Genomic DNA, 25,160 nt, shown 5'->3' on the forward strand with positions numbered 1-25,160 from the left:
CCGTTCGCTAGGCGAGGGCCAGGGTCGACGTCTCGGTGAGCACCTGCTTGCCCGCATCGTCGACGTGAGCATGGTGCACCCGCAACCGGGCGGAGTCGCCGTGCAGAGTCAGCAGCATGACGCCGTTGTCGAACCACGGGCCTGCCTCGGCCTCCCATTCGACACCGGAGGGGCCCACGTGGGCAGCGCGCGCCAGCTTCGACAGAATTCGGGCGGCGGGACGCTTGATGGCCAGCTTGTTGACCGCGCGAATCGGCAGATCGAGCGGATTGCGGAACGGAGACATGGTGAGCTGATACGTGGCCGGTACCTCGCGCCCGCCGACACCGAAGTCCGCGTTCGCCACGTAGGAACAGTGCACGTCTCCGGACAGCCACATGATCGAGGCGGGTTTGTTCTCGCCGCGGGAGAGCTCACGCGTCAGAGCGGCCATGTCGTTGAACGAGTTGGTGAAAGCGGCCCAGTGTTCGAGATCGAGACCGATCCGCATCTTCTCGGCCACCTTGGCCGACATCGACCCCCAACTGCCCTGCGCCACAGCCTCGTTCCACTGTTCCAGGTAGTGCAGCGCGGGCAGCATGAGGTAGGGCAACGACGATCCGAACAGCAGATGCCGCGGAGTGGTCTCGAGCGCGCGTTCACGTACCCACGCCCACTCCTTCTCGTCGACCATTTCTCTGTTGTCCGGATCCAGGTTTCGAGAGCAGCGCGAATCGATCATGATCAGCCGTGTGTCACCGAAGTCTCGGTAGAAGCTCCAGCGTCCGGTCTCGGGCCGCCTGTCCACTCGTAAAGCGAAGTCGGACAACAACTTCTCCCGCTCGGCGTCACTGGCGGCCGATCGTACCGCGGCATACATCTCGTCCTGCGCCAATTCCTTGGGCGAGAGGTTGCCCAAGTGCTGATACACCCAGTACGACGAATACGCGCCGACCACCCGGTCGTTCCACCAGGGCCGCGTCACGATGTCTCGACGCCAGGAAGCGGAGGAATTCCAGTCGTCGCGCAGGTCGTGGTCGTCGAGGATCATGCACGACGGGATGCTCGCCAACAGTGTCCGCACCGGCTCGAGTCCCCAGGACTCTCGGTACAGCCACGAGTACTCCTCGAAATCGCAGATCTCGTTCTCCGCGTCGGTACCGACGGCACTGCGTGGACCCTCGCCGGACCGACGCCGCGCCTGCAGCCGTTCGACGATTTCCGGCGACGGATCGTCGGCGTAGACCTGATCGCCCAGGAGCAGCAAGGCCTGCGGCCACCGGCTCGGGTCCTCCTCGATCAGCGCGTTCCCGAGCCCGGCCAACGCGTCGGCTCCGATCTCCTTCAAGGATTCGTCGCTGTAGTTGTCACCTCGCCGACACGAGCCGAATGCCAGCGTGACAGGTCCTTCGGCGTCGACCGTGTGAATGGCGGCCCTGCGGCCTTCCGGCGGCCACACTCGACGCTCGTCGACGAACACCTCGTAGTGCACCGGAGAGTTGGCGGGCAGACCTTCGAGTGGCACCAGCGCATAGTGGTGTCCGTGCACGCCCCACGTTCGTTCTTCTGCGCGGACGCCGACGTCGGTCACGACCGATACGGTCGACGATTCGGCCATCTCGAACCACAGGGTCGCAGTCTCGGTGCCGACGTACCGGACGATCGGGCCGAGTAGGACAAGGCTGTCGGAAGTCATTGGATCCACATTGCCTGCGTCGGCCCGCTTTCGCCAGTCAGTGGCGCGGATCGGTCCTCACGAGCGGGCTGCGATCACAACCTTTCCCCGTACGTGCCCGGTTTCGACCAACCGATGCGCTTCGCGAAGCTGCTCGGCATCGATCGGAGACAGAACCGTCGTGACGGTGGTGCGCACCGAACCCGCATCGACGAGCTCGGCCACCCTGGTCAGTAGCTCGTGCTGGCGGATCAGATCCGGCGTGTCGTGCATCGGACGCGCGAACATGAACTCCCAGTGCCACGAGATCGCCTTCGTCTTGAGCGGTAGAACATCGATGGTCTCCGGATCGTCGATCGCCACGATCTGACCGAACGGCGTCAACAGGTCCGCGTAGATCTCGACCTGCCCGGAGGAATGAGCAGTGAACACGTAATCGACGCCGTCGGGCGCTACTCGGCGCACTTCCTCCCGAAGATCGCGCCGGTGATTCACCACCTCGGCCGCACCGAGAGAACGGACCCACTCCACGGCGTCCCCGTCCGCTGCCGTCGCGATCACGTGGACACCAGGAACGAGGGCCCGAACCAGCTGCAGCACAACGGATCCCACACCACCGGTGGCACCCACCATCAGCAACGTTCCGGTGGTCTCGGCTGTGATGCGGAGCTTGTCGAACAGCCCTTCCCAGGCAGTGATCACGGTCAGCGGCAACGCCGCAGCCTGTGCGAAATCGAGAGTGGTCGGCTTCTTCGCCACGATGCGTTCGTCCACCGCATGAAACTGCGAGTTCGTTCCGGGTCTGCCGATGTCGCCCGCGTAGTAGACCTCGTCGCCGGGCGCGAACATGGTGACGTCGGCACCGACGGCGCGCACCACACCGGCGGCGTCGAACCCGAGGACCTTCGGGGCGCCCTGCGGATCGTTGCCGGCGCGGACCTTGACGTCCACTGGATTCACCGACACGGCGCGCACTTCTACCAGCAGGTCTCGCGGGCGCACAGTGGGCACGTCGATGACCGCATCCGTAAGGCTGGCAGGATCGTCGATCGGAAGCGAACGGGTGTAGGCAACGGCTTTCATCGTCTCGGTCATACCTACAGGATGGCCCGAACCCCCTGTCCACCGTCAAGGCAGAGCTCGACCACGGCAACGGTGACACCGTCCAGACCGAACCTGGGTACCGTCAACTCCGTCGAACGACCGGCCAGCAGTGCCGCTGCTTCGGAGACGCTGGCGCATCCGACGGCATCGAGCACACGAACCGACACGGTCGGTGTCACGACGGTCGACAGTTCTCTCGCCGAGTACGTCACGCCCCGAACCCCCATGCTCGACGCCACCGCGGCAACCAGGTCGGCTTTCCGGTCGATGGAGGCGATCGCCTCGACGCTCCAATCCGGTTGCAGCACCGTCGAGATCGCCGCTTCGACGTCGGCGGAACCGACGCCGGCTCGGGCACCTATTCCGACGACGACCCGCATTCTCGCGGTCCCTCTACACTCGCGCGTAGTCGACTGCGGCGGCAACGAACCGGGTGATGGATCCGGGATTGCCCGCCGCATGGGTGTGCAGGTACGACGCGTGGACCCCGCCCTGCACGAAACCCTCGCGCGCCGCAGTTCTACCGTCGGGGCTCTGCTTGTGCCAGCCCCACGCGGCCGAGGCGCTCTCGCGCACGTCCACGAGCTTCGTTCGGTGGAACTCGTGGCCGGTGACTCGGGTGCCCGCATCGAACAGTGTGGACGATTCGAGGGCAACCGCATCGCGGTATCCCAGCGTGAGGGTGTTTCCGAATTCCGCGTCCACGTCGACGACCCCGGCCATGGCATGACCGTCCAATCGGCTTGCCAGATACAGCAATCCGGCGCATTCGGCATGAATGGGCAAACCCTTGGCCGCGGCCGTCCTGATATCGGCCAACAGCAGTTCGTTCGCCGCCAACGCGGCCGCATGCTCCTCGGGGAATCCGCCGGGGAGAACGACTGCCGCTGTGCCGGTGGGTAATCCGTCACGCAGTGGATCGAACACGGCGACGTCGGCCCCCGCTGCGCGGAGCAGTTCGACGTGCTCGGTGTATCCGAAGGTGAATGCCGGGCCACCGGCCACCGCGACGACGGGAGATCCCTCGCAGGTGCCTACCTCGTCCTCCGTGGACCACTGCGGCGCTGTCACCGACGATCGAGCCAGGGCGCTCACTGCCTCGATGTCGACGAACCTCGAGACGAGAGCGCTCATCGCGTCGACGGCATCGGTTGCGGCACCGCCGTGTTCGACTGCGGTGATCAACCCCAGATGCCGTGACGGGACCACCAGTTCGCTCATGCGCGGCAACGCGCCCAGTACCGGAACACCCACCCGTTCGCACGCTTGACGCAACACGTCCTCGTGCCGCTGACTGCCGACGCGATTGAGAATCACACCGCCGATGCGGACGCTGGCGTCGAACGTCGAGAACCCGTGCAGCACAGCGGCAAGCGACTGACTGTGTCCACGGGAGTCGACCACGAGGATCACCGGGGCACCGAGCATCGCGGCCACCCGTGCGGTCGATCCCTCGGCGGAGGCCTCCCCCGGTCCGGTCATGTCGATCTTGCCGTCGAACAGTCCCATGACGCCCTCGACGACCGCGATGTCGCAGCCCCGACTGCCGTGTCGGAACAGGGGCCCGATGCGGTCGGCACCGACCATCACGGCGTCGAGATTGCGGCCCGGGAGTCCGGCCGCGAGCGAGTGATATCCGGGGTCGATGTAGTCCGGACCCACCTTGAACGGTGCGACGGTGCGGCCGGCGTTGCGCAGCGCGCCCATCAGTCCGGTGGCCACCGTCGTCTTTCCGCTGCCCGACGCGGGGGCCGCGATCACTACTGCGGGACAGGACTGGTTCACCATTCGATGCCTCGCTGCCCCTTGCGTCCGGCGTCCATCGGATGCTTGACCTTGGCCATCTCGGTGACCAGGTCCGCTGCCTCGATCAGTTCACGGGGCGCGTCGCGTCCGGTGATGACGACGTGCTGACTGCCCGGTCGGCGGGTCAGGACATCGACCACCTCGGCGACGTCGACCCACCCCCACTTGAGCGGGTAGGTGAACTCGTCCAACACGTAGAAACGGTGTGACTCCTGCTCGATTCGCCGGGCGATCTCCTGCCAGCCCTCGGCCGCGGCCTCGGCGTGATCGACGTCGCTGCCCTTCTTGCGAGTCCACGACCAGCCCTCGCCCATCTTGTGCCATTCGACGGCTCCGCCGACCCCGGTGCTCTCGTGCAGTTCGCCGAGTGTGCGAAACGCCGCTTCCTCGCCGACCTTCCACTTGGCACTCTTGACGAACTGGAACACTCCGACGTCGAACCCTTGATTCCAGGCCCGCAACGCCATTCCGAAAGCGGCTGTCGATTTTCCCTTGCCCGATCCGGTGTGCACGGCAAGCACGGGCAGATTGCGACGCTGACGCGTCGTGAGACCGTCCTGCGGAACGGTTCCGGGAGCCGGTACACCCTGAGGCATCGCGAACCCCCTACGCCGCTGCGCGAACGACTGCGGCGACCTGCTCCGCAGACAGATCCGCCAGCGCCACGTAACCGCCGCCGAGGCACGCCGCGAAATCGGCAGCGAGCCCGAGGCGCACCATTCCCGATTCGCAGTCGACGACGACGGAGGCGATCTTGTCCGACGCGATACGTCCCGCGGCGATCCGGGCCCGGCCGACGGGGTCGGTGCCTCCGGTGGCACGGCCGTCGGTCAGCGCGACCACCAGAGCGCGGCGCAGTGGGTCTCGAACACGCTCTCGCAGAACGAGTTCCCGTGCCTGCAGAAAACCCTGCGCCAGTGGCGATCTGCCACCGGTCTTCATCTTCCGCAACCGCGTCACGGCCACGTCCACCGACGACGTCGGCGGCAACACCGTCTCGGCTTCCGTGCCGCGCACGGTGATCACCGCAACCTTGTCGCGGCGCTGATACGCATCGCGCAGCAGCGAGAGCACCGCACCGGTCACCGCGGACAGTCGATCTCGCGCAGCCATCGAACCCGAGGCATCGACGACGAAGACGATCAGGTTGCCCTCGCGGCCCTCCTTGATCGCGCCCCGCAGATCCGCGGGCTCGAGCTTCAGCCGGCCGGAGGTGCGGCCGCGGACGACTTGCTGCTCGGCCGCGGCGAACAGGGTGCCCACCAGGTGCAGGCCCTTGCCCGACTCGACGGTGGGACGTACCGATCGTCCGTGCGCTGACCGTGACCGCGAGCGTCGCCCAGGCGCACCCTCGCCCACTCCGGGAACCTCGAGCAACCGTGCTCTGAACTGTGCTCCCGGAGTACCTGCCTGTTTCTCACTGCCGGTACCCGAGGGCGGCGGTGGTTGCGCCGAATCCTCGTGCGAATCGGAGGACTGCGTGTCGGAGGGCTGCGTATCGGAGGGTTGGGACTGGGAGGCATCGTCGGGAGCCTCGGGATCGGGAGCTCCCCCACCGCCGTCGGGGTCGGGATCCGGATCCGGCTGCTGCTCGGCCTGTTCGGCCGCGTCCCGCATGGCGTCGTCCAATTGCTTGTCGTCGATGCCCGGCTCGTCGAAGGGATCGCGCCGACGCCGGTGCGGCAGAGCCAGTTCGGCGGCAATCCGCACGTCTTCCTCGGCCACGTCGCTTGCGCCTCGCCAGGCGGCGTGGGCGGATGCGGTGCGAGCGAGCACAAGATCGGCGCGCATACCGTCGACGTCGAAGGATGCGCAGAGCGCGGCGATACGCCGAAGTTCCTTGTCGCTCAACACCACATCGTCGAGAATCTTTCGGGCGGCCAGAATCTGCTCGGCCACGGCGATGTCCTCGTTGCGGTACTCGGCGGCGAATGCGTGCGGGTCACGCTCGTAGTTCATCCGGCGGCGGACGACGTTCATGCGAACGTCCACGTCCCGCGACGCCGTCACCTCCACTGCCAGACCGAACCGGTCGAGCAGCTGCGGGCGAAGCTCGCCCTCCTCGGGATTCATCGTGCCTACGAGAACGAATTGCGCTGGGTGGGAATGAGAGACACCGTCACGCTCGACATGCACCCGCCCCATCGCGGCCGCGTCGAGCAACACGTCGACCAGGTGATCGTGCAGCAGGTTCACTTCGTCGACGTAGAGAACACCACGGTGCGCAGCCGCGAGGAGACCGGGTTGAAACGCACGTTCGCCGTCGCGCAGAACCTTCTCGAGGTCGATGGACCCCACCACTCGGTCCTCCGTTGCCCCTACCGGAAGTTCGACGAGCTTCGCCGGACGCGAGCCGTCCTCGTCTTCCACGGCGGGCAGCAGTGCCGCGAGTGCGCGCACCACAGTCGATTTCGCGGTGCCCTTCTCTCCTCGCACCAGTACACCGCCGATACCGGGGTGCACGGCACACAGAATCAGCGACAACCTCAGCTGATCCTGACCGACGATCGCACTGAACGGATATCCCGGTTCGGGAACACTCCCACTTCGCTGCACAGCCAATTCCCTTCGTGCCCGGAGTTCCGCGCCGGACGTTCGGTCGAGATACGCGAAGCCGAGCGGCGATCTGGCTGACAGGGGAATCTCCTCGAGCGAAGATTCTCCTGAACACAGTGGCGGGACCGCGCCTGATTGACACAGGACTTCTCCGCGACCGACTTCGAACGGAACACTACCGCCGAACGAACGAATGCCACACACGGTAGGGCCGTGTGTGGCATTCGTTCTTCTCGTACTACAGGGAGGTCAGCTCTCGCTCCAGGCGGTGCCGCCACCCCGACGCATCGGCGTGTGCGGGATGCCGTCCTCGAGAACTTCCTCGCCGTCCGGCAGGAAGCCGTGCTTGGCGTACATGTCTACGAGGTAGCTCTGAGCGTTGATCCGGCACGGGGCCGAACCGACCTCGGCAAGCGCGGCTCGCAGAATTCGCGTGGTGTGGCCCTGTCCCCTGGCCGAGCGCTGCGTGCAGAGCCGGCCGATACGGAACGCCTTCTCGCCGTCGTCGTGCTCCTCGAGCAGGCGGAGTGTGCACACCACTTCGCCGTCCCGTTCGAGCCAGAAGTGCCGTGTCTCGGTCAGCAGGTCACGCCCGTCCAACTCCGGGTACGCACACGCCTGCTCGACCACGAACACCTCGACACGCAGCTTCAACAGGTCGTACAACGTGCTGTTGGACAGGTCTAGTGCCCATGATCGTTTGAGAGCTGCTGCTTGCGTATTCATACCTTTTGCTATCACACACCCGTGGGCTGTGCGAGCTCACGAGCATTTTCCAGTTGCAGTGTCTTGGACGTCCAGCCCCAGACCTCGCCGAACAACGAGCTGTTCTGCGCCAGCTTGACCCCCAGCGACGGGACCATTTCCTTGAGCTTGGGCTGCCACGCGTCGTACTTGTCACCGAAGCACCGCTGCAGCACGTCCAGCATGGCCGGAACGGCGGTGGATGCGCCGGGAGAGGCACCGAGCAGTCCGGCGATGGTGCCGTCCGCTGCGTTGACCACAGCGGTGCCGAACTCGAGCACACCGCCGCGACCCTTCTTGCGGATCACCTGGACGCGCTGACCCGCGGTGACCAGCTCCCAGTTCTCGCCGAGCACCGAGGGCGCGAACTCACGCAGCGTCTCGACACGATCCGCCTGGGACTGAGCCAGTTCACTGACCAGGTACTTGACGAGTCCGAGTTCGGTCACGCCGACCCCGAGCATCGACATCAGGTTTCCGGGCTTCACCGAGCTGGGCAGGTCGGTGATCTTGCCCTGCTTGAGGAACTTGGGCGACCAGCCGGCATACGGACCGAACAGCAGACCCTGCTGGCCGTTGATCACGCGGGTGTCGAGGTGCGGGACCGACATCGGCGGAGCACCGACCGAAGCCTTGCCGTACACCTTGGCCGAGTGCTGCTCGATCAGAGCCGGATCGGTGCACCGCAACCACTCGCCGCTGACCGGGAAGCCGCCGAATCCCTTGATCTCCGCGATTCCGGACTTCTGCAGCAGGTGCAGTGCGCCGCCGCCTGCGCCGACGAACACGAACTTGGCGTTGACGGTCTTCTTGACGCCGGTGCGCTGATTGGCGACCTTGACGTCCCAGCTGCCGTCGGACTGCTTGGTGATGTTGCGCACATCGTGTCCGAAGTGCACGGTGCCGCCCGCGGACGACAGGTAGTTCAGCAGCTGCTTGGTGAGCGCACCGAAGTCGACGTCGGTGCCTTCCTGACTCCAGTTCAGGGCCACGGGATCGGAGAAGTCACGGCCCTTGGCCATCAACGGCAGTCGCGCCGAGAACTCGTCCTTGGAGTCGATGTACTCCATGCCGGCGAACAACGGGTTGCCCACGAGCGCCTCGTACCGCGCACGGAGGTACTTCACGTTCTCGGCCCCGTGCACGAAGCTCACGTGCGGGATGGGATTGATGAAGTTCTTGGCGTCGGAGAGCACACCGGTCTCGATGCCGTGTGCCCAGAACTGACGCGACACCTGGAACTGCTCGTTGACGTTGAGCGCCTTGGCGATATCGACGCTGCCGTCCTTGTTCTGCGGCGTGTAGTTCAGTTCGCACAGTGCCGAGTGGCCGGTGCCCGCGTTGTTCCACGCGTCGCTGCTCTCGGCCGCGGCCGCGTCGAGCCGCTCGTAGACGTCGATCGACCAGTTCGGCTCGAGCTGACGGAGCAGCGCACCGAGGGTGGCGCTCATGATTCCGGCACCGACCAGAACGACGTCGGTCTTGATCCGCTTACCCTGCTCATCTTTGGACACTGGAGAATCGACTTCCTTGTCTGTGGAGGTCTCGGCCGGTGGCGGTATCGACCGGAGAACTCTGCTGTAGAGGGCTACTTCACCCGATGCGGTCAGGTTACTAGCTGGGCCTACCCCGTCGGACACCACGTCAACCCGGTTCCGATTGTGCTCCTCGGACGCCGTCCGCGGTGCCCACTACAGTTGTGATCTGTGACTACCTGGGTGCCCGACGTCCTCGGCGACGGCTACGAACAGACGACCATTCCACTCGGCAACGATCCGGACGGCGAAGGGCAGGTCGAGGCCACTCTCGTGCGGTACCAACCGCCCGGTGCCGCCAACTTCGAGCGTTCGGTGATCTACGTCCACGGTTTCACCGACTACTTCTTCCAGCGCCACATCGCCGAGCATTTCGCAGCGCAGGGATACGCCTTCTACGCCCTGGACCTGCGTAAATGCGGACGCTCGCGCCGTGAGGGTCAGACCGCGCACTTCGTGACCGATCTGGCGATGTACGACGCCGAGCTGAACGAGGCTCTCGCCCTGGTCCGCGCGGAACGCCCGGGTGCCCCGGTCCTGCTCATGGCGCACTCGACGGGCGGCCTCGTACTGCCGCTGTGGCTGAACCGTCTCAACCGTCAGGAGGGCGGATCGGCCGGGCTGGGCCTGTCGGGAGTGGTCCTCAACAGCCCGTGGTTCGACCTGCAGGGCCCACCTGCCATCCGCAGCGTCGGTACCGCCGCGATCGACGTCATCGGCAGGTTCCGGTCCAAGGCACAGGTTCCCGGCGGCGGGCTCGATACGTACGGGTTGTCGCTCGCGGCATCGGAAAACGGCGAGTGGGACTACGACCTCGACTGGAAGCCCCTGGCCGGCTTCCCCATCACCTTCGGGTGGATTCGCGCCGTCCGCCACGGCCACGCCGAACTTCATCGCGGCCTCGACATCGGAATCCCCGCACTGATCCTGCGCTCCAAGGTGACGCACTTCTCGCGCCGATACAGCTCGGCGGTCGATGCCGCAGACGCCGTACTCGACGTTCGCCAGATCGCGCGCTGGGCGGGCTGCCTGGGCGACCGCACCACGATCGTGCCCATCGAGGGAGCCCGCCACGACGTCTTCCTGTCCACCGAGACCCCACGCGCTCGGGCCTTCGAGGAAATGGACGAGTGGATCGAGTGGTTGCACCGAAGCGAGAGCACCGACCACGCGTCGGGCAAGGACCACACCGAGAGCGGGCACATTTCATGACCGAGCATTTCGACGTCGCGATCATCGGCTCCGGATCCGGCAACTCGATCGCCGATTCGCGCTTCGAAGACAAGAAGATCGCTCTGATCGAGGAGAACTCGACCTTCGGCGGCACCTGCCTCAACGTCGGCTGCATCCCCACCAAGATGTTCGTCTACGCCGCCGAGGTTGCGCGGACGGTACGCGATTCCTCGAAATACGGTGTAGACGCCCACGTGGACGCGGTGCGCTGGCCGGACATCGTCGATCGCGTCTTCGGCCGCATCGACCCGATCTCGGAGGGCGGCAAGCGTTACCGCGCCGAAGGCAGCCCCAATCTCACCCTGTTCGAGGGTCACGCACGCTTCGTCGGCCCGCGCACCATCGACACCGGCACCGGCACCGTGATCACCGCCGACCAGATCGTCGTCGCCGCCGGATCGCGTCCGACGGTGCCGCAGTCCATCGCCGATTCGGGTGTCGCGTACCACACCAACAGCGATGTGATGCGTCTCCGCGAGCTACCCGAGCACCTGGTGATTCTCGGATCCGGTTACATCGCAGCAGAATTCGCGCACGTCTTCTCTGCTCTCGGCTCCAAGGTGTCGATAGTGGCCCGCAAGGACACCTTGCTCCGCGCACTGGACGCCGACATCTCGAAGCGATTCACCGAGCTCGCCCGCGCCAAGTGGGACGTACACCTCGACTCCGGCAAGACCACTCCCCTGTCCGAGGGCGGGTTGCACGGGGTCCAACTCGCCGACGGCACCAAGGTCCTCGGCGATGCGTTCCTCGTCGCCGTGGGCCGCGAGCCCAACGGAGACCGTCTCGATCCGGCCGCCGCAGGCATCGAGCTCGACCACGAAGGCCGCATCGTGGTGGACGAATTCGGCCGCACCACGGCCGAGGGAGTGTTCGCACTCGGCGACGTATCGTCCCCGTACCAACTCAAGCATGTGGCCAACCAGGAAGCTCGCGTCGTTCAGTACAACCTGCTGCAGGACGCGTGGCACGGCGACACCTCGACGCTACGGAAGAACGACCATCGGTTCGTTCCCGCGGCGGTGTTCACCGATCCCCAGATCGCCGAGGTGGGCATGACCGAAGAGCACGCCCGCGACGCCGGCCTGGACATCACCGTCAAGGTCCAGAACTACGGAGATGTCGCCTACGGCTGGGCCATGGAGGACAGCGAAGGTCTGTGCAAGATCATCGCCGAGAAGGGCACCGGGAAGATCCTCGGCGCGCACATCATCGGCGCACAGGCCCCCACGTTGATCCAGCCACTCATCCAAGCCATGAGCTTCGGTTTGTCCGCCCAGGACATGGCCCGCGGTCAGTACTGGATCCACCCCGGTCTTCCCGAGGTGGTCGAGAACGCTCTCCTGGGACTGGAACTGTAGTTCCGGTTACCAGGGGCTGGTGCGGAGCACGATCTCGGTGGCCAGCGCAGCCGGCTCGTCGGCGACGACATTCGCGCCGCCGTCGAGTTGGACCACGCGGAAGTCAGCGTAGACGAACCGTCCGCTCGCGTCGGCGGATGCGCGGCCCAGCGAGGACCCGACGACCAATGTCGTCGGCAGCTCGACCGGGGGGCAATCCGCGCCGCGTACAGTTCCCTGCTCGTCCGCGATCGCGGGGTGGCACCGGTTCACCGCGATCAGACTGGCGAAGCGTCCGAAGGTCTTGGCGGCCAACGTCCATGCCGACTCCGCACCCGCTCCGCTGCCGACGAGGTGCACCCACGACAGCTTCAGCTCGTCGAGAACCGTCAGGATCGCCTCGTCGCTGACGCCGTCGATGCTTTCCAGCGCAACAGTTTTCAGATCCGAATTGTGCAACCGTTCACTGACGGCGTCGTAGACATCCACCGGATCGCCTGCATCGGGAAGCAAGAGAACGGCGTGCCTGCTGTCCGGGCCTGCGACTCGCACCGAACATTGCCCACCCGCAGCACTCACATGCGTGAACTCCATGGGGACGACGGTACTGCCTCTTGCGCCGACCACGCGTCGGTTCTATGGTTAGTTACATGAGTAATGAACCACTGAGGCAAGCAACCTCGACGCACCGGCGGCGGTTCTGATGGACGAGGGCAGGCCGATCTTCCTGCAGATTGCCGAGATGATCGAGAACTCGATCATCGACGGCTCCCTGGCAGAGGAAGAGCAGGTCCCCTCGACCAACGAACTGGCCGCATTCCATCGAATCAACCCGGCCACCGCAGGAAAGGGACTCGCCAAGCTCGTCGCCGACGGTGTCGTCTACAAGAAACGAGGAATCGGAATGTTCGTGACCACAGGCGCTCGGGACGCTCTTCGATTCCGTCGCCGAGACCTCTTCGCTCGCCAGTACATCGATCCGCTCGTCACCGAGGCTCGCAAGCTCGGCATGACCGTCGACGAACTCAAGACCATGCTCGACAACTGGGAGGCAGCACGATGAGCGTCCACACCCTCGACTCGTTCGACGAACCCAGCAGCATCGTTGCGTCGGCCACGCACCTGACCAAGAACTTCGGCTCGTTCACCGCGGTCGACGATGTGAGTTTCGAGATCGAACGCAACAAGATCTACGGCTTCCTCGGCCGAAACGGCGCGGGTAAGACCACCGTCATGCAGATGATGACGGCTCAGATGCGCCAGAGCGCCGGGGACATCTCGGTGTTCGGACAACGTCCTTGGGAGAACCCTCACGCGCTCGGTCACGTGTGCTTCGTCAAGGAAAGCCAGAAGTATCCCGATGATCTCAAGGTCAAGCACGCCGTCTCACACGCGTCACATGTCCTTCCACACTGGGACGGCGACTTCGCCGCCGAGTTGCTGCGCGACTTCGACCTGCCCCTCGGCCGCAAGATCAAGAAGCTCTCGCGAGGAATGACGTCGGCTCTCGGAATCGTCATCGGACTCGCGTCACGTGCACCACTGACCTTTTTCGACGAGCCCTACTTGGGACTGGACGCGGTCTCGCGACACCTGTTCTACGACAGATTGCTGGCCGACTACGCCGAGCACCCCAGGACCGTCGTTCTGTCCACTCACCTCATCGATGAGGTCAGCGATCTCATCGAACACGTGATCCTCATCGACAAGGGCAGGATCGTGCTCGACGACGAGTCGGATGCTCTGCGCGAGAGTGCATTCGAGATCACCGGTCCTGCGCCGGCTGTCGACGAGTTCGCCGCTGCTCACCGGACCCTGCGCCGCTCCGCTCTTGGACCGAGCGTACGAACGACGATCGACGCCCGACTGACCGCACAGCAGAGATCCGACGGCCGAGCCGCAGGGCTCACCATCGAAGCTGTTCCACTGCAACAGTTGATCATCGAACGCACCACCGCCGAGGAGGCGTTGTCATGAAACGGATACTGAACGTAGCTCGCATCCACAACACCTCGTGGGCAACGACATTCGTGTGGCCGATGGCGGTTCTCGCGATCGCCTTCGTGATCACCTTCGGCATATTTCTGGTCATCCCGACCACGGACTCCGAATACAACTTCACCGGTAGCGTCTTCTCGATCTATGGATTCGCCATGGCGTTCTACATCACCGCGATCACTCAGTGCTTTCCCTATGCCCTGGGTCTGAGCGTCACCCGCCGCGAATTCCTCACCGCCACAGCGTTGGTAGGTGTGTGCCAGTCGATTGCATTCGGCACGATCATCTACGTGCTGTCCTTGATCGAAGCAGCCACGGATGGATTCGGCCTGAAACTGCGAATGTTCGGCATCGCTCGGTACGCGACCGACAATCCGTTGGTGCAGTGGGCCGCACTCGTTACCGTCATGCTGCTCCTCGGCGGCATCGGTGCATTCATCGGCGTCGTGTATCGACGGTTCCGCACCAACGGATTGTTCACCCTCGGACTCGGAGCGCTCGTAGTCTTCGGCGGCGGATCTGTACTCGTGACCTGGCAGAACTGGTGGCCCGACGTCGGCGACTTCTTCACCGACACACCGCGAATTCTGCTACTGGTCGTCATTCCGTTGACCATCACGGCGATACTGTCTGCGGCCAGCTGGTTCGGTCTGCTCAAAGCAACTGCGTGACAATGGTGTCGAGGCCCGGATCGACGCCGTGCTCGATGAGATCGAGTACGGCGTCGACGTCGAGGTTGTCTTCCACCAGATCGGCCAACAGATCCAACTGCTGCTCCCGCAGTGCCGCGACCGACGTGTCGGGTGCCACCTCGAATCCCGTACGACCCGACTTCTCTGCCACCCAGGCGAGGAGGGAACGACGGAAATCGTCGGACTCGAGCAGTCCGTGCCAGTGGGTGCCCAGAACGCTGCCGCGTAGGCTGCCTTCGGAGATACCCGACGCGGTGGTCGACAAGGCGTCGTCGCCGTTTCGTGCGACCCGGCCGTGGTGAATCTCGTAGCCCGACACGGAATTCGGGCCGAACTGCATCGACTGCCCCGCCACCTGCGCGAGTACTTTGTCGGCAGCGAACTCGATGTCGAGATCGAGCAGACCGAGACCCCGGACTGCCCCCGCTCCGGATTCGACGGTGTCGTCGATCGTTCGGCCCAACATCTGATAGCCACCGCAGATCCCCAGAACCGGAAGGCCCGCAGCCCCGCGTGCCGCGATCGCATCGGCAAGACCGGTGCGCCGCAACCACTCCAGGTCCGACACGGTGGACTTGCTGCCCGGAACGACCACCAGATCCACATCCTCGAGCCGGGACGGCTCGGTGACCCAGTGGACCGACACCCCGGGCTCGCAGGCCAACGCCTCGACATCGGTGGTGTTGGAGATTCTCGGCAAACGCACCGCCGCGACGCGCAACCACTGCGAGCCGTACGGTGCACGCGGCCGCCCCACCGGAGCATCGGGAACGGTTCCGAGTGAATCCTCGGCGTCCATCCACAATCCGTCGGCGAAGGGAACGACACCGTACGTCGGACGTCCCGTCAACGCGCGCAACTGATCGAGACCGGGTGCCAGCAGGGCAGGATCACCGCGGAACTTGTTGATCACGAACCCGGCGACGAGCGCCTGATCCTCCGGAGACAGCACCGCAACGGTGCCGAACAGATGAGCCAGCACTCCCCCTCGATCGATATCCCCCACCACGATCACCGGAAGAGACGCCGCCGTCGCCAACCCCATGTTGGCCAAGTCCGTGGCTCGCAGATTGATCTCGGCGGGCGAACCCGCCCCCTCGCAGATCACCACATCGAATTCCTCACGCAGAGAGGCCAATTCGTCTGCCACCACGGCGCGCAACGACTGCCGATGCTCGATGTAGTTGCTCGCACTCACCTGCGCAACGGCCCGCCCGCGCACCACCAACTGCGAGGTCCGGTCACTCCCCGGTTTCAGCAACACCGGATTGAAGCGGACACTCGGCTCGAGACCACAGGCCGACGCCTGCATCGCCTGCGCTCGACCGATCTCACCGCCGTCGAGCGTGACCACCGAATTGTTGGACATGTTCTGCGCCTTGAACGGAGCAACCCGCACGCCCCGTCTCGCCAACATCCGACACAGCCCGGCAACCAACACACTCTTGCCTGCGTCGGATGTCGTCCCCGCAACCAGCAGGGCACCTTTCGGATTCACGGCATCGTATTTCTGTTCACTCCGCAGGCTCCGCTCACGGGAGGGTCAGAATCTCGCTACCCGTCTCGGTCACCACGAGCGTGTGCTCGAACTGCGCGGTCCACTTCTTGTCGTGCGTGACGACCGTCCAGCCGTCGTCCCACATCTCGGCGTTGATCGTGCCCAGGTTGATCATCGGTTCGATCGTGAACGTCATACCCGGCTCGATGACGGTGTCCACCGACGGCTGGTCGTAATGCAGAACGACCAGACCGTTGTGGAAGGTGGTACCGATGCCGTGGCCGGTGAAGTCCTCCACCACGCCGTAGCCGAAACGGTGCGCGTACGACTCGATGACGCGGCCGATCACGTTGAGCGCGCGCCCCGGCTTGACCGCCTTGATGGCACGCATGGTGGCCTCGTGCGTACGTTCGACCAGCAGGCGCGCTTCCTCGGAGACGTTGCCGGCCAGGAAGGTCGCGTTGGTGTCGCCGTGGACGCCGTCGATATATGCGGTGACGTCGATGTTGACGATGTCACCGTCCTGAATCACGGTGGAATCCGGGATGCCGTGGCAGATGACCTCGTTCAGGGAGGTACAGCAGGACTTCGGAAATCCCCTGTAGCCCAGCGTGGACGGGTACGCACCGTGATCGATCATGTACTCGTGGGCAATCCGGTCCAGCTCGTCGGTGGTGATTCCCGGTGCCACCGCCCGGCCCGCTTCCTGCAGTGCCCTGGCCGCGATCTTCGACGCCACTCGCATCTTCTCGATGACCTCGGGGGTCTGGACCCAGGGCTCACTGCCTTCGGCCACGGTCGACTTCCAGGCGTATTCGGGGCGCTCGATGGACTTGGGCACCGCGAGGACGGGCGATACGACGCCTGGTACGAGTGGCTGACGGGGCTTGCTCTCGGCGGTCACAGACATGACGTCCAGAGTAGTCGGCTCGTATTCGGCCCCGAACCGCAGCGCAGTGGCCTGTGCCAGTAGAAACAGCGCTTGCCGTTGTGGATATGATCTGGATCACGTTCGTCGCTCGTGCATCCGACACGGGAAAGGAAGCTCCGTGGTCCATTCGAATCTGTTGCGGCCCCGTGACGGCGATGCCCTGCGCGCCGAACTGCGCCAGGTGGCAGCGGCGTCCGACGTGCCCGTCGTGTTCGGCGGCGAGGTCTCCTCGGAGACCCTGTACCTGAGTGAATTCCACGGAACCAGAACCCGCGGCCTGGACGGACTCGCCATCCCACCCAGATCCGGCCTCGGCGGGCGAGTCATGGAACAGCGCAGGCCCGCGGCCGTGAGCGATTACGGCGCATCGATGTCGATCACCCATCACTTCGACCGCCCGGTACTCGGCGAGGGCCTCAAATCGATACTGGCGGTGCCGGTGGTCGTTGCCGGTGTGGCGCGAATAGTGATGTACGCGGCCCTACGCGAACGCGGCCCCCTCGGAGATCGCGTCGGCGACATCATGACGACCGCCGCCAGGCGTCTCGGCCAGGAGATCTCCGTGCGTGACGAGGTCGACCGCCGGATCCGTCTGCTGGCGACCACCCGCTCGATGCTCGACTCGGATCTCTCCCGCACGGCCGAACTGCGCAGCGTCCACGAGGAACTGTCCGATCTCGCCCGCTCTGTCGGTGACGTGGCCATCCGGCGCAGACTCGACGCGGTCGCAGCCCGCGTGGCCGCGTCGTTCGGCCAGGAGATGCCCCACGACCCACGGACCCAGAACGTGTCGCAGTCGCTGACACCACGAGAGATCGACGTGATCTCGCAGGTTGCTCTGGGCTGCACCAACATCGAGGTCGCCGCGCGTCTGTCGATCGGTGCCGAGACCGTCAAGTCGTACCTGCGCAGCGTGATGCGCAAAACCGAATCGCACACTCGATACGAAGCCGTGGTGGCCTGCCGTCGACTCGGCGTTCTGCCCTCCTGAACCGGGCACACCGCCGAGCGGTCAGTACCCGGGCGGCAGTTGCTCGAACATCTCTCGGGTCACCGCGACCGCATTGTCCGAGCTGCCGCCCCGCACCACGAGGGTGGCGAAGGCGATGTCTCCGCGGTAGCCGACGAACCACGAGTGCGAGCCGCCGTCGACCTCTGCTTCGCCGGTCTTGCCGTACACCTCGCCCTGGTCTGCGATGCGCTCGGCCGTACCGCTGGTCACCACCGAACGCATCATCCCGCGCAGCCCGTCGACCATCGCAGGCTCGATCTGCGGATGCTCTCCCGTGATCACGGTGTCGCGTCCGACCAGGAGGTTCGGCACCGGCGTCGAGCCATGGGCCACCGTCGCGGCGGCCAGGGCCATACCGAACGTCGACACGACCACTCGGCCCTGACCGAAGCCGTCCTCGGTGCGCTGGACGAGCTCCTCGGCCGGGGGCACCGAACCGGAATCGGTAGGCAGCCCGACGACGTCGTAGTCCGGCCCGACGCCGAACTGGGATGCGGCCACGGTCAATGCATCCGGTGCCATCTCGCTGGCCAGCTTGGCGAACGAGGTGTTGCACGAGCGGGTGAAGGCAGTACTCATCGTCACGTCACCCAGTGCGAACTCGTTGTAGTTGGGCACACTGCGCTCACCGATCACGATTCGACCCGGACACGGGACGGTGCTGCCCGGAGACGCGAGTCCGCTCGAGATGGCGGCACCGGCGGTGATGATCTTGAAGGTCGATCCGGGTGGGTAGAGGCCGGCCGACGCGACCGGTCCGTCCCGATCGGCGGCCGGGTTCTGTGCCACCGCCAGAATCGCCCCGGTGGACGGCTGGATGACCACCGTCATCGCCTGCTCGGTGCGTGCGTTCACCGCACGCTGCGCCGCGACCTGAATGTTGCGATCGAGACTGATGGAGAACGACGGAGAGGGCTCCGGCGGAGTGTCGGTGAGGACATCGATGTCGACGCCGTTGCGATTCGTGGTGACCACACTCCAGCCCGCCTTGCCGTCGACCTCGTCGATGACGGCCTTCTTGACCTGTCCGACCAGGTCCGGCGCGAACGTGGGGTCGGTGGACACCAGATCCGATTCGTCGGATGCGGTCACTCCCGGGATCTCGGTCAGCGCGGCCGAGATGGGCTGGTAGTCACTGTCTCGAAGCAACGCCACCGGATAGTCGCCGTCGACCGAGGTGGCCGATTCGACGATGGACTGCGCGGTGATGGACGCATCGAACGGTGTCAGCAACGTCGACAGCGCCGTCGCCGAGGCCACCACATTGTTCGCATCGGCCGCGTCGAATTTGATTCGGTGCACCACCCCGGGCACCAACACGTCGGTCCCGGAGCGCTCGTTGACTCGTGCGCGCGGAGCCGCCGTGGATCGCAAGGACATCGTCTGAGTGTCACCGAGCTTGGGATGGATGTCCGACGCCGTCCAGCGCACCACCCACTCGCCCTCGCTGCGACCCATGTTCAGCTGACCGTCGTACGTCCACACCCGATCTTTCGGCAGCTGCCACGTGTATTTGTAGCCGACTGTGGCGGTGTCGCCGTCGACCTGCACCGACGTCGTCTCCGCTTCCAGAGCCTCGGCCTGAAGATTGGTCCACGCCTCGGTCAGTGCGGTGGCCGCCGCGTCGGGCTTGTCGGTGTCCGCGGCCGCGGCGGCGATGTCGTTGGACTCGAACGCGGCGAGAAATGCCTGGGCAGCCGGCTCCGGGCCGTCGGGCTTGGGGGTACATCCGGCGAGGGCGGCAGCAACGACGGCTGCGACCACCGATACCGCGCCGATCCGATACCGCACTTCGGTTGCACCACGTGATCTCATTGCGCCCCATAGTAATAGGGCGCTGCCTCCGGCTGCGGCAACGAATCGCGGTTCGGCACAACCCGTTCGAGCGACGGCCGATCTAGTCGAGGAGCACGGTCGTGAAGGTCGCCACCTGGGTCAGACCGATCTTCGCGTACGCCCGTCTGGCGACGTAGTTGAAACTGTTGACGTAGAGGCTTGCGGTGCGGCCCTGGCGGACCACCGAGTTCACCACCGCTGCGGTACCGGACGCACCGAGACCGTGCCCGCGCCGATCGGGGTGAACCCATACCCCCTGGATCTGCCCCACCGTCGCCGACTGCGACCCGATCTCGGCCTTGAACACCACCCGACCGTCCTCGAATCGAGCCCACGCACGCTGCGCGGCAATCAGACTCGAGATCCGTCGCCGGTATCCGCGGCCGCCGTCGTTCTGCCTCGGGTCGACTCCGACTTCCTCGATGAACATGGCCACGGCCGCAGTCAGATACACGTCCAGTTCCTCTGGGCAAACGAGACGTACGTGTGGATCCGGGGTGACCGACGATCGAACCGACGTGGCCAGCAGTGGCTGCTCACCGCGAACCTCACGAGCCGGGCCCCAGTCGGTTTCGAGCATCTCCCACAGCGGCAGTGTCAGCTCGGCTCGACCGACCAGTGAGGAACACAGCCGTGGACCGCGACATGCGCGGTCGGCGAACGACCGCAGATCGTCACTCGACCCGAGCAGAGGGACGAGGTTGGCTCCGTAGAAACACAACGACTCGTCCGGTCCGCCCCGGCTCCACATCTCACCGTGAAACGACCTCGGATCCAGTCCGGATTCCTGCACCCTGGCGGCGACCATGCAGGTGGCGACCGGGTCGGCATCGAGCACCCGTAAGACGTGCGCTACGTCTCGATTACCGAGAGGCTTCGCACCGAGGAGCTTGAGCACCTGCCGACCTCCTGACCCACCTACCGCATACACACCGACCGAGCGTGTAGCGAATCATTCCAGAGAACCTGTTCCCTCGGTGGTAGAGCGGCAAACCGGACACCGACCGGATCGATCATCCTCAGCTGACCGTGACCACCGGAGCGCCGCCGTCTGCGGTCTCATCCTTCTCGAATTCCTCGGCGATGCGCATTGCTTCCTCGATCAAGGTCTCCACGATCTGAGCCTCGGGCACGGTCTTGATGACCTTGCCCTTGACGAAGATCTGACCCTTGCCGTTGCCCGACGCCACGCCGAGGTCGGCGTCGCGCGCCTCGCCCGGACCGTTGACGACGCACCCCATGACGGCAACGCGCAGCGGAATTTCCATGCCCTCCAGGCCTGCGGTGACCTCGTCGGCGAGGGTGTACACGTCGACCTGCGCGCGTCCGCACGACGGGCAGGAGACGATTTCGAGCTTGCGGGGACGCAGGTTGAGCGACTGCAGAATCTGGTTACCGACCTTGATCTCCTCGGCCGGCGGAGCCGACAGGGAGACGCGGATGGTGTCGCCGATTCCACGGGAAAGCAGTGCGCCGAAGGCCACCGAGGATTTGATGGTGCCCTGGAAGGCGGGGCCGGCCTCGGTGACGCCGAGGTGCAGCGGGTAGTCGCACTGCGCGGCCAGCTGCTCGTACGCGGCGACCATGATGACGGGGTCGTTGTGCTTGACGGAGATCTTGATGTCACCGAATCCGTGTTCCTCGAACAGGCCCGCCTCCCACAGCGCGGACTCAACGAGGGCCTCCGGTGTCGCCTTGCCGTACTTCTTCATCAGGCGAGGGTCGAGCGAACCGGCATTGACGCCGATGCGGATCGGAATGTTCGCGTCACCGGCGGCCTTGGCGACTTCCTTGACCCGGCCGTCGAATTCCTTGATGTTCCCCGGGTTGACGCGCACAGCGGCGCATCCTGCATCGATCGCGGCGAAGATGTACTTGGGCTGGAAGTGGATGTCGGCGATCACCGGAATCTGACTCTTCTTGGCGATGATCGACAGCGCATCCGCATCGTCCTGTGTGGGGCATGCCACACGCACGATGTCGCAGCCCGACGCCGTCAGTTCGGCGATCTGCTGCAGAGTGGCGTTGATGTCGTGGGTCTTGGTGGTTGTCATCGACTGCACCGAGATGGGGCTGTCGCTGCCCACTCCCACCGACCCGACCTGGAGCTGCCTGGTCTTTCGACGCGGCGCGAGTACCGGTACCGGCGGTGCCGGCATTCCCAATCCGACTGACACGGACACAGTGGCCTTCTTTCCTAGCTACGACTGACGAGTCTACTTAGAACAATTGAATCGGGTTGACGATGTCCGCCGTGAGTGTCAACAAGGAGAACCCGATGAAAACGACGATGACCACGTAAGTGACCGGCATCAGCTTCATGTAGTCCACCGGCGCGCCGTCCGGTAGGCCACGGCGGTTGCGGAAGATGTTGCGAATGCGCTCGTAGATGGTCACGGCGATATGGCCACCGTCGAGCGGCAACAGCGGCACGAGGTTGAACGCCCCGAGAAAGAAATTCAACGACGCGAGCAACCCGATGAACGTCGCCCAGTTCTCCGTCTCCGCTGCCTGACCACCGATGACACTGGCACCGACGACGCTCATCGGGGTGTCGAGGCCACGCTCACCGCCGAAGATCGACTCCCACAGCGCCTGCACCTTGGTCGGCAGTTGCACGAGTGCCTTGCCGGTCTGTACGAAGATGTCGCCGGTCAAAGCGAAGGTCTCGGGTACCGCCTCGATCGGGTTGTACGTGATGTTCGGTGGCGGACCCCCGGTGACACCCACCGCCCCGACCGTCGTCGATTCCTTCGCTCCGGTGTCGGGATCGACGACGTATCGCTGAACCTGTGTGACCGGGACGGTGATGGTCTGCGAAGCACCGTTGCGATCCACTGTCAGCTCGACCGAGCCGGTGGAGGCCTGAATGGCCAGAACCGCATCGGACCAGACCTCAGTGGGGGTGCCGTCCACCGCTGTGATGATGTCGCCCTCACGCAGCCCTGCCGCTGCGGCCGGACCGTCACCCGAGCAATCGGCGATCTCACCGTCCGGTGTCTGCGTCGTTCCGACGCAGCCGACAGCCTGGACAGTCGTGGTCGGAGTGACCCGATCGGGCGTGCCCCACCCGAGAACGAGCGCGTAGATCAGCACGATTCCCAGTACGAAGTTCATCGCGATGCCGCCGACCATGACGACGATCCGCTTCCACGTCTTCTGGCGATACATCGCGCGCTCGACCTCGTCGGGCGCGAGCTCGTCGATCGCCGTCATTCCGGCGATGTCGCAGAATCCGCCGGCCGGAATTGCCTTGAGGCCGTACTCGGTCTCGCCGCGTCGGAAGGAGAAGATCTTGGGGCCGAACCCGATGTAGTAACGGCGAACTTTCATGCCGAGCGCTTTCGCGGTCCACATGTGTCCTGCTTCGTGCAGCGCGATCGACACACCGATGCCGACGGCGAACAGCACCACACCCAGAGCGAACAGCATGTGTGTCTACAGGCCCTTCTGTTTCAGGAGCTCACGCGCATGTGCGCGAGCCCAGGAATCCGCCGCGAGGACGTCGTCCACGTCGGTCGGCACCGTCGACCATTGTCCACTGCCGTCATCGACCACGGCGCGCACCGTCTGCACTATCTGCGGGAACTCGATGCGCCCGGCGAGGAACGCCTCGGCGGCGATCTCGTTGGACGCGTTGTACACCGCCGTCGTGCACCCGCCCATGATTCCGGCCTCGCGGGCCAGCTGCACGGCGGGGAACACTCGATCGTCGAGTGGCTCGAAGTCCCAGGAGAACGCTGCAGTGAAATCGAGTGCACGCGCGACATCGGGAATTCGATCGGGCCACCCGAGCGCCAACCCGATCGGAAGCTTCATGTCCGGCGGGCTGGCCTGGGCAATGGTGGATCCGTCCACGAACGTCACCATCGAATGGACGATGGATTGCCGATGCACGGTGACGTCGATCTTCTCGTAGGGCACCCCGAACAGCAGATGCGCTTCGATCAACTCGAGGCCCTTGTTGACCAAGGTAGCCGAGTTCAACGTGTTCATCGGACCCATCGACCAAGTCGGATGAGCCGCGGCCTGGGCAGGCGTCACCGACTTCAGTTCCGCTTCGCTCCACCCACGGAACGGTCCGCCCGATGCGGTCAGGATCAGTCGATCCACCTCGCTTCGGTGGCCACTGCGCAGGCACTGCGCCAGCGCCGAGTGCTCCGAGTCCACCGGAACTATCTGTCCCGGTGCGGCGGCAGCGAGCACCAGTTCCCCGCCGGCCACCAGGGATTCCTTGTTCGCCAACGCCAGCCGGGCTCCGGTCTTCAACGCCGCCAACGTCGGCTCGAGACCGAGCGAGCCCACCAGCGCGTTGAGCACCACGTCCGCCTGAGTGGACTCGACGAGCTCGGTGACCGCGCGCGGCCCGCTGAGAACCCCGGGAAAGTCGAGCTCGGCGGCAGCGGCGGGGTCGGCCACGGCCACGCGTCGAGCACCGGTCTCGGCGATCTGACGGCGAAGTAGGTCGATGTTTCCACCGCCCGCAGCAAGACCGACCACGACGAAACGGTCGGGGTCGGTGGCGATGACGTCGAGCGCTTGGGTTCCGATCGAGCCGGTACTGCCCAGCAGCAACACTCGAATCGGCTCGGGACGATCCGAGGAGGTCGTTCGCTCACGATGGTCTGGCACCGGTCCATTGTTGCCTACCGAGGCTGAGAAACCCCTATGTGCCGCCGTAGCTGGCACGCTGGAGGGCATGGACGTCTCGAAGTATCGCGCGGCATCGTTCAACTACGTCGACGTAGGAGCAACGAGCGGCAGGCTCCCGTCCGGCTACCACCACGTCGAGAAGACGCGGGTCATCGGATCCGGACTCGAGGACTTCGTGGCCGCAGCCGACACGCTGATGCGCTGGGACATGCACCGCGGAACCGGACTGAAGGTCCATTCCGACGCCGACAACGCCGTCCCCGACGCCGTGGTCGTTCTCACGCTCGGGCCCGTTCGCATCCCCTGCCGTGTCGTCTACGTCATCGACGAAGCCAACCGACAGGGCTTCGCCTACGGCACCCTCGACGGTCATCCCGAGTCCGGCGAGGAACTGTTCTACGTCGACTACTCCCCCGAGGACGGGACGGTGTCCGCGCACATCACCGCGTTCTCGAACCCCGGCCGCTGGTACACCAGGCTCGGCGGTCCGGTGGGCAAGCGAGTCCAGGCCCTGTTCACCGACCGTTATCTGACGGCGTTGGCGTCGGCGTGCCGGTCGCCGCGCTGA

General features: G+C 65.1%; 23 protein-coding genes. 7 read left to right on the forward strand and 16 right to left on the reverse strand.

The genetic code is table 11. The features are described from left to right. Positions 1-7: 7 nt before the first annotated feature. The 8 genes from QM590_RS00630 to mqo form a co-directional block, all read right to left on the reverse strand. Positions 8-1,675, reverse strand: coding sequence for a DUF7800 domain-containing protein (locus tag QM590_RS00630; RefSeq protein WP_269593641.1), 1,668 nt, complete (start codon positions 1,673-1,675; stop codon positions 8-10). 57 nt (positions 1,676-1,732) lie between these two features. Next, entirely contained in the window at positions 1,733-2,749 is a 1,017-nt protein-coding gene (locus QM590_RS00635; RefSeq protein ID WP_269593640.1) for a zinc-binding alcohol dehydrogenase family protein, read from the reverse strand. Between the two features lie 2 nt (positions 2,750-2,751). Continuing rightward, a complete protein-coding gene (locus QM590_RS00640; protein ID WP_269593639.1) occupies positions 2,752-3,138 on the reverse strand; it encodes a cobalamin biosynthesis protein in 387 nt (128 codons plus the stop codon). Between the two features lie 13 nt (positions 3,139-3,151). After that, positions 3,152-4,546, reverse strand: coding sequence for a cobyrinic acid a,c-diamide synthase CobB (locus QM590_RS00645; RefSeq protein ID WP_269593638.1), 1,395 nt, complete (start codon positions 4,544-4,546; stop codon positions 3,152-3,154). Next, on the reverse strand, positions 4,540-5,160 hold the full coding sequence (gene cobO / locus QM590_RS00650; protein WP_269593637.1) for a cob(I)yrinic acid a,c-diamide adenosyltransferase: 621 nt from the start codon (positions 5,158-5,160) through the stop codon (positions 4,540-4,542). The genes QM590_RS00645 and cobO overlap by 7 nt, the downstream gene beginning before the upstream one ends. Positions 5,161-5,170: 10 nt before the next feature. Next, positions 5,171-7,126 carry a magnesium chelatase subunit D family protein gene (locus QM590_RS00655; protein WP_269593636.1) on the reverse strand — a complete coding sequence of 652 codons (1,956 nt, stop codon included), beginning with the start codon at positions 7,124-7,126 and terminating at the stop codon, positions 5,171-5,173. A gap of 243 nt (positions 7,127-7,369) precedes the next feature. After that, positions 7,370-7,846: a GNAT family N-acetyltransferase gene (locus tag QM590_RS00660; RefSeq protein WP_068050238.1), complete on the reverse strand. Its 477-nt coding sequence runs from the start codon at positions 7,844-7,846 to the stop codon at positions 7,370-7,372. Between the two features lie 11 nt (positions 7,847-7,857). Beyond that, positions 7,858-9,378 carry a malate dehydrogenase (quinone) gene (gene mqo / locus QM590_RS00665; RefSeq protein WP_269593635.1) on the reverse strand — a complete coding sequence of 507 codons (1,521 nt, stop codon included), beginning with the start codon at positions 9,376-9,378 and terminating at the stop codon, positions 7,858-7,860. A gap of 192 nt (positions 9,379-9,570) precedes the next feature. On the opposite strand from mqo, the gene QM590_RS00670 reads away from it, so the two are divergent. Both QM590_RS00670 and mtr read left to right on the forward strand, forming a co-directional pair. Then, positions 9,571-10,611, forward strand: coding sequence for an alpha/beta hydrolase (locus QM590_RS00670; protein WP_188078637.1), 1,041 nt, complete (start codon positions 9,571-9,573; stop codon positions 10,609-10,611). Beyond that, positions 10,608-11,993 carry a mycothione reductase gene (mtr, locus tag QM590_RS00675; RefSeq protein ID WP_269593634.1) on the forward strand — a complete coding sequence of 462 codons (1,386 nt, stop codon included), beginning with the start codon at positions 10,608-10,610 and terminating at the stop codon, positions 11,991-11,993. Before QM590_RS00670 ends, mtr begins: the two co-directional genes overlap by 4 nt. 6 nt (positions 11,994-11,999) lie before the next feature. Here mtr and QM590_RS00680 read toward each other — a convergent pair whose 3' ends face one another. Continuing rightward, complete coding sequence (locus tag QM590_RS00680) at positions 12,000-12,566, reverse strand: alpha/beta hydrolase (protein ID WP_269593633.1); 567 nt, start codon at positions 12,564-12,566, stop codon at positions 12,000-12,002. A gap of 106 nt (positions 12,567-12,672) precedes the next feature. On the opposite strand from QM590_RS00680, the gene QM590_RS00685 reads away from it, so the two are divergent. From QM590_RS00685 to QM590_RS00695, 3 genes are read left to right on the forward strand one after another with little or no spacing between them, the layout of a single operon-like run. Next, complete coding sequence (locus tag QM590_RS00685; RefSeq protein ID WP_176460506.1) at positions 12,673-13,035, forward strand: GntR family transcriptional regulator; 363 nt, start codon at positions 12,673-12,675, stop codon at positions 13,033-13,035. Further along, a complete protein-coding gene (locus QM590_RS00690) occupies positions 13,032-13,949 on the forward strand; it encodes an ABC transporter ATP-binding protein (RefSeq protein WP_269593632.1) in 918 nt (305 codons plus the stop codon). Before QM590_RS00685 ends, QM590_RS00690 begins: the two co-directional genes overlap by 4 nt. Then, positions 13,946-14,641, forward strand: coding sequence for an ABC transporter permease (locus QM590_RS00695; protein ID WP_269593631.1), 696 nt, complete (start codon positions 13,946-13,948; stop codon positions 14,639-14,641). Before QM590_RS00690 ends, QM590_RS00695 begins: the two co-directional genes overlap by 4 nt. On the opposite strand, the gene QM590_RS00700 is transcribed toward QM590_RS00695, so the two are convergent. Then, on the reverse strand, positions 14,625-16,160 hold the full coding sequence (locus QM590_RS00700; protein ID WP_269593630.1) for a cobyric acid synthase: 1,536 nt from the start codon (positions 16,158-16,160) through the stop codon (positions 14,625-14,627). The genes QM590_RS00695 and QM590_RS00700 overlap by 17 nt on opposite strands. 34 nt (positions 16,161-16,194) lie before the next feature. Beyond that, a complete protein-coding gene (gene map, locus QM590_RS00705; protein ID WP_149405988.1) occupies positions 16,195-17,070 on the reverse strand; it encodes a type I methionyl aminopeptidase in 876 nt (291 codons plus the stop codon). 139 nt (positions 17,071-17,209) lie between these two features. Here map and QM590_RS00710 point away from each other — a divergent pair, with 139 nt between their 5' ends. Beyond that, positions 17,210-18,082 carry a helix-turn-helix transcriptional regulator gene (locus QM590_RS00710; RefSeq protein ID WP_269593629.1) on the forward strand — a complete coding sequence of 291 codons (873 nt, stop codon included), beginning with the start codon at positions 17,210-17,212 and terminating at the stop codon, positions 18,080-18,082. A gap of 21 nt (positions 18,083-18,103) precedes the next feature. Here the strand turns inward: QM590_RS00710 and QM590_RS00715 are convergent, their stop codons facing one another. The 5 genes from QM590_RS00715 to dxr form a co-directional block, all read right to left on the reverse strand. Continuing rightward, positions 18,104-19,918 carry a penicillin-binding transpeptidase domain-containing protein gene (locus QM590_RS00715; protein WP_188078638.1) on the reverse strand — a complete coding sequence of 605 codons (1,815 nt, stop codon included), beginning with the start codon at positions 19,916-19,918 and terminating at the stop codon, positions 18,104-18,106. Between the two features lie 82 nt (positions 19,919-20,000). After that, entirely contained in the window at positions 20,001-20,837 is an 837-nt protein-coding gene (locus QM590_RS00720; RefSeq protein WP_269593628.1) for a GNAT family N-acetyltransferase, read from the reverse strand. 121 nt (positions 20,838-20,958) lie between these two features. Then, positions 20,959-22,098 carry a flavodoxin-dependent (E)-4-hydroxy-3-methylbut-2-enyl-diphosphate synthase gene (ispG, locus tag QM590_RS00725; RefSeq protein WP_269593732.1) on the reverse strand — a complete coding sequence of 380 codons (1,140 nt, stop codon included), beginning with the start codon at positions 22,096-22,098 and terminating at the stop codon, positions 20,959-20,961. A gap of 61 nt (positions 22,099-22,159) precedes the next feature. Further along, positions 22,160-23,371, reverse strand: coding sequence for a M50 family metallopeptidase (locus QM590_RS00730; RefSeq protein ID WP_269593627.1), 1,212 nt, complete (start codon positions 23,369-23,371; stop codon positions 22,160-22,162). Positions 23,372-23,377: 6 nt separating this feature from the next. Beyond that, positions 23,378-24,640, reverse strand: coding sequence for a 1-deoxy-D-xylulose-5-phosphate reductoisomerase (dxr, locus tag QM590_RS00735; RefSeq protein ID WP_317812908.1), 1,263 nt, complete (start codon positions 24,638-24,640; stop codon positions 23,378-23,380). Between dxr and QM590_RS00740 the strand changes: the two genes are divergently transcribed. Next, positions 24,639-25,160, forward strand: a complete 522-nt coding sequence (locus tag QM590_RS00740; RefSeq protein WP_269593626.1) for a DUF1990 domain-containing protein — start codon at positions 24,639-24,641, stop codon at positions 25,158-25,160. The genes dxr and QM590_RS00740 overlap by 2 nt on opposite strands.

Source organism: Rhodococcus sp. IEGM 1372 (genome assembly GCF_030056835.1).
Lineage (GTDB): Bacteria > Actinomycetota > Actinomycetes > Mycobacteriales > Mycobacteriaceae > Rhodococcoides.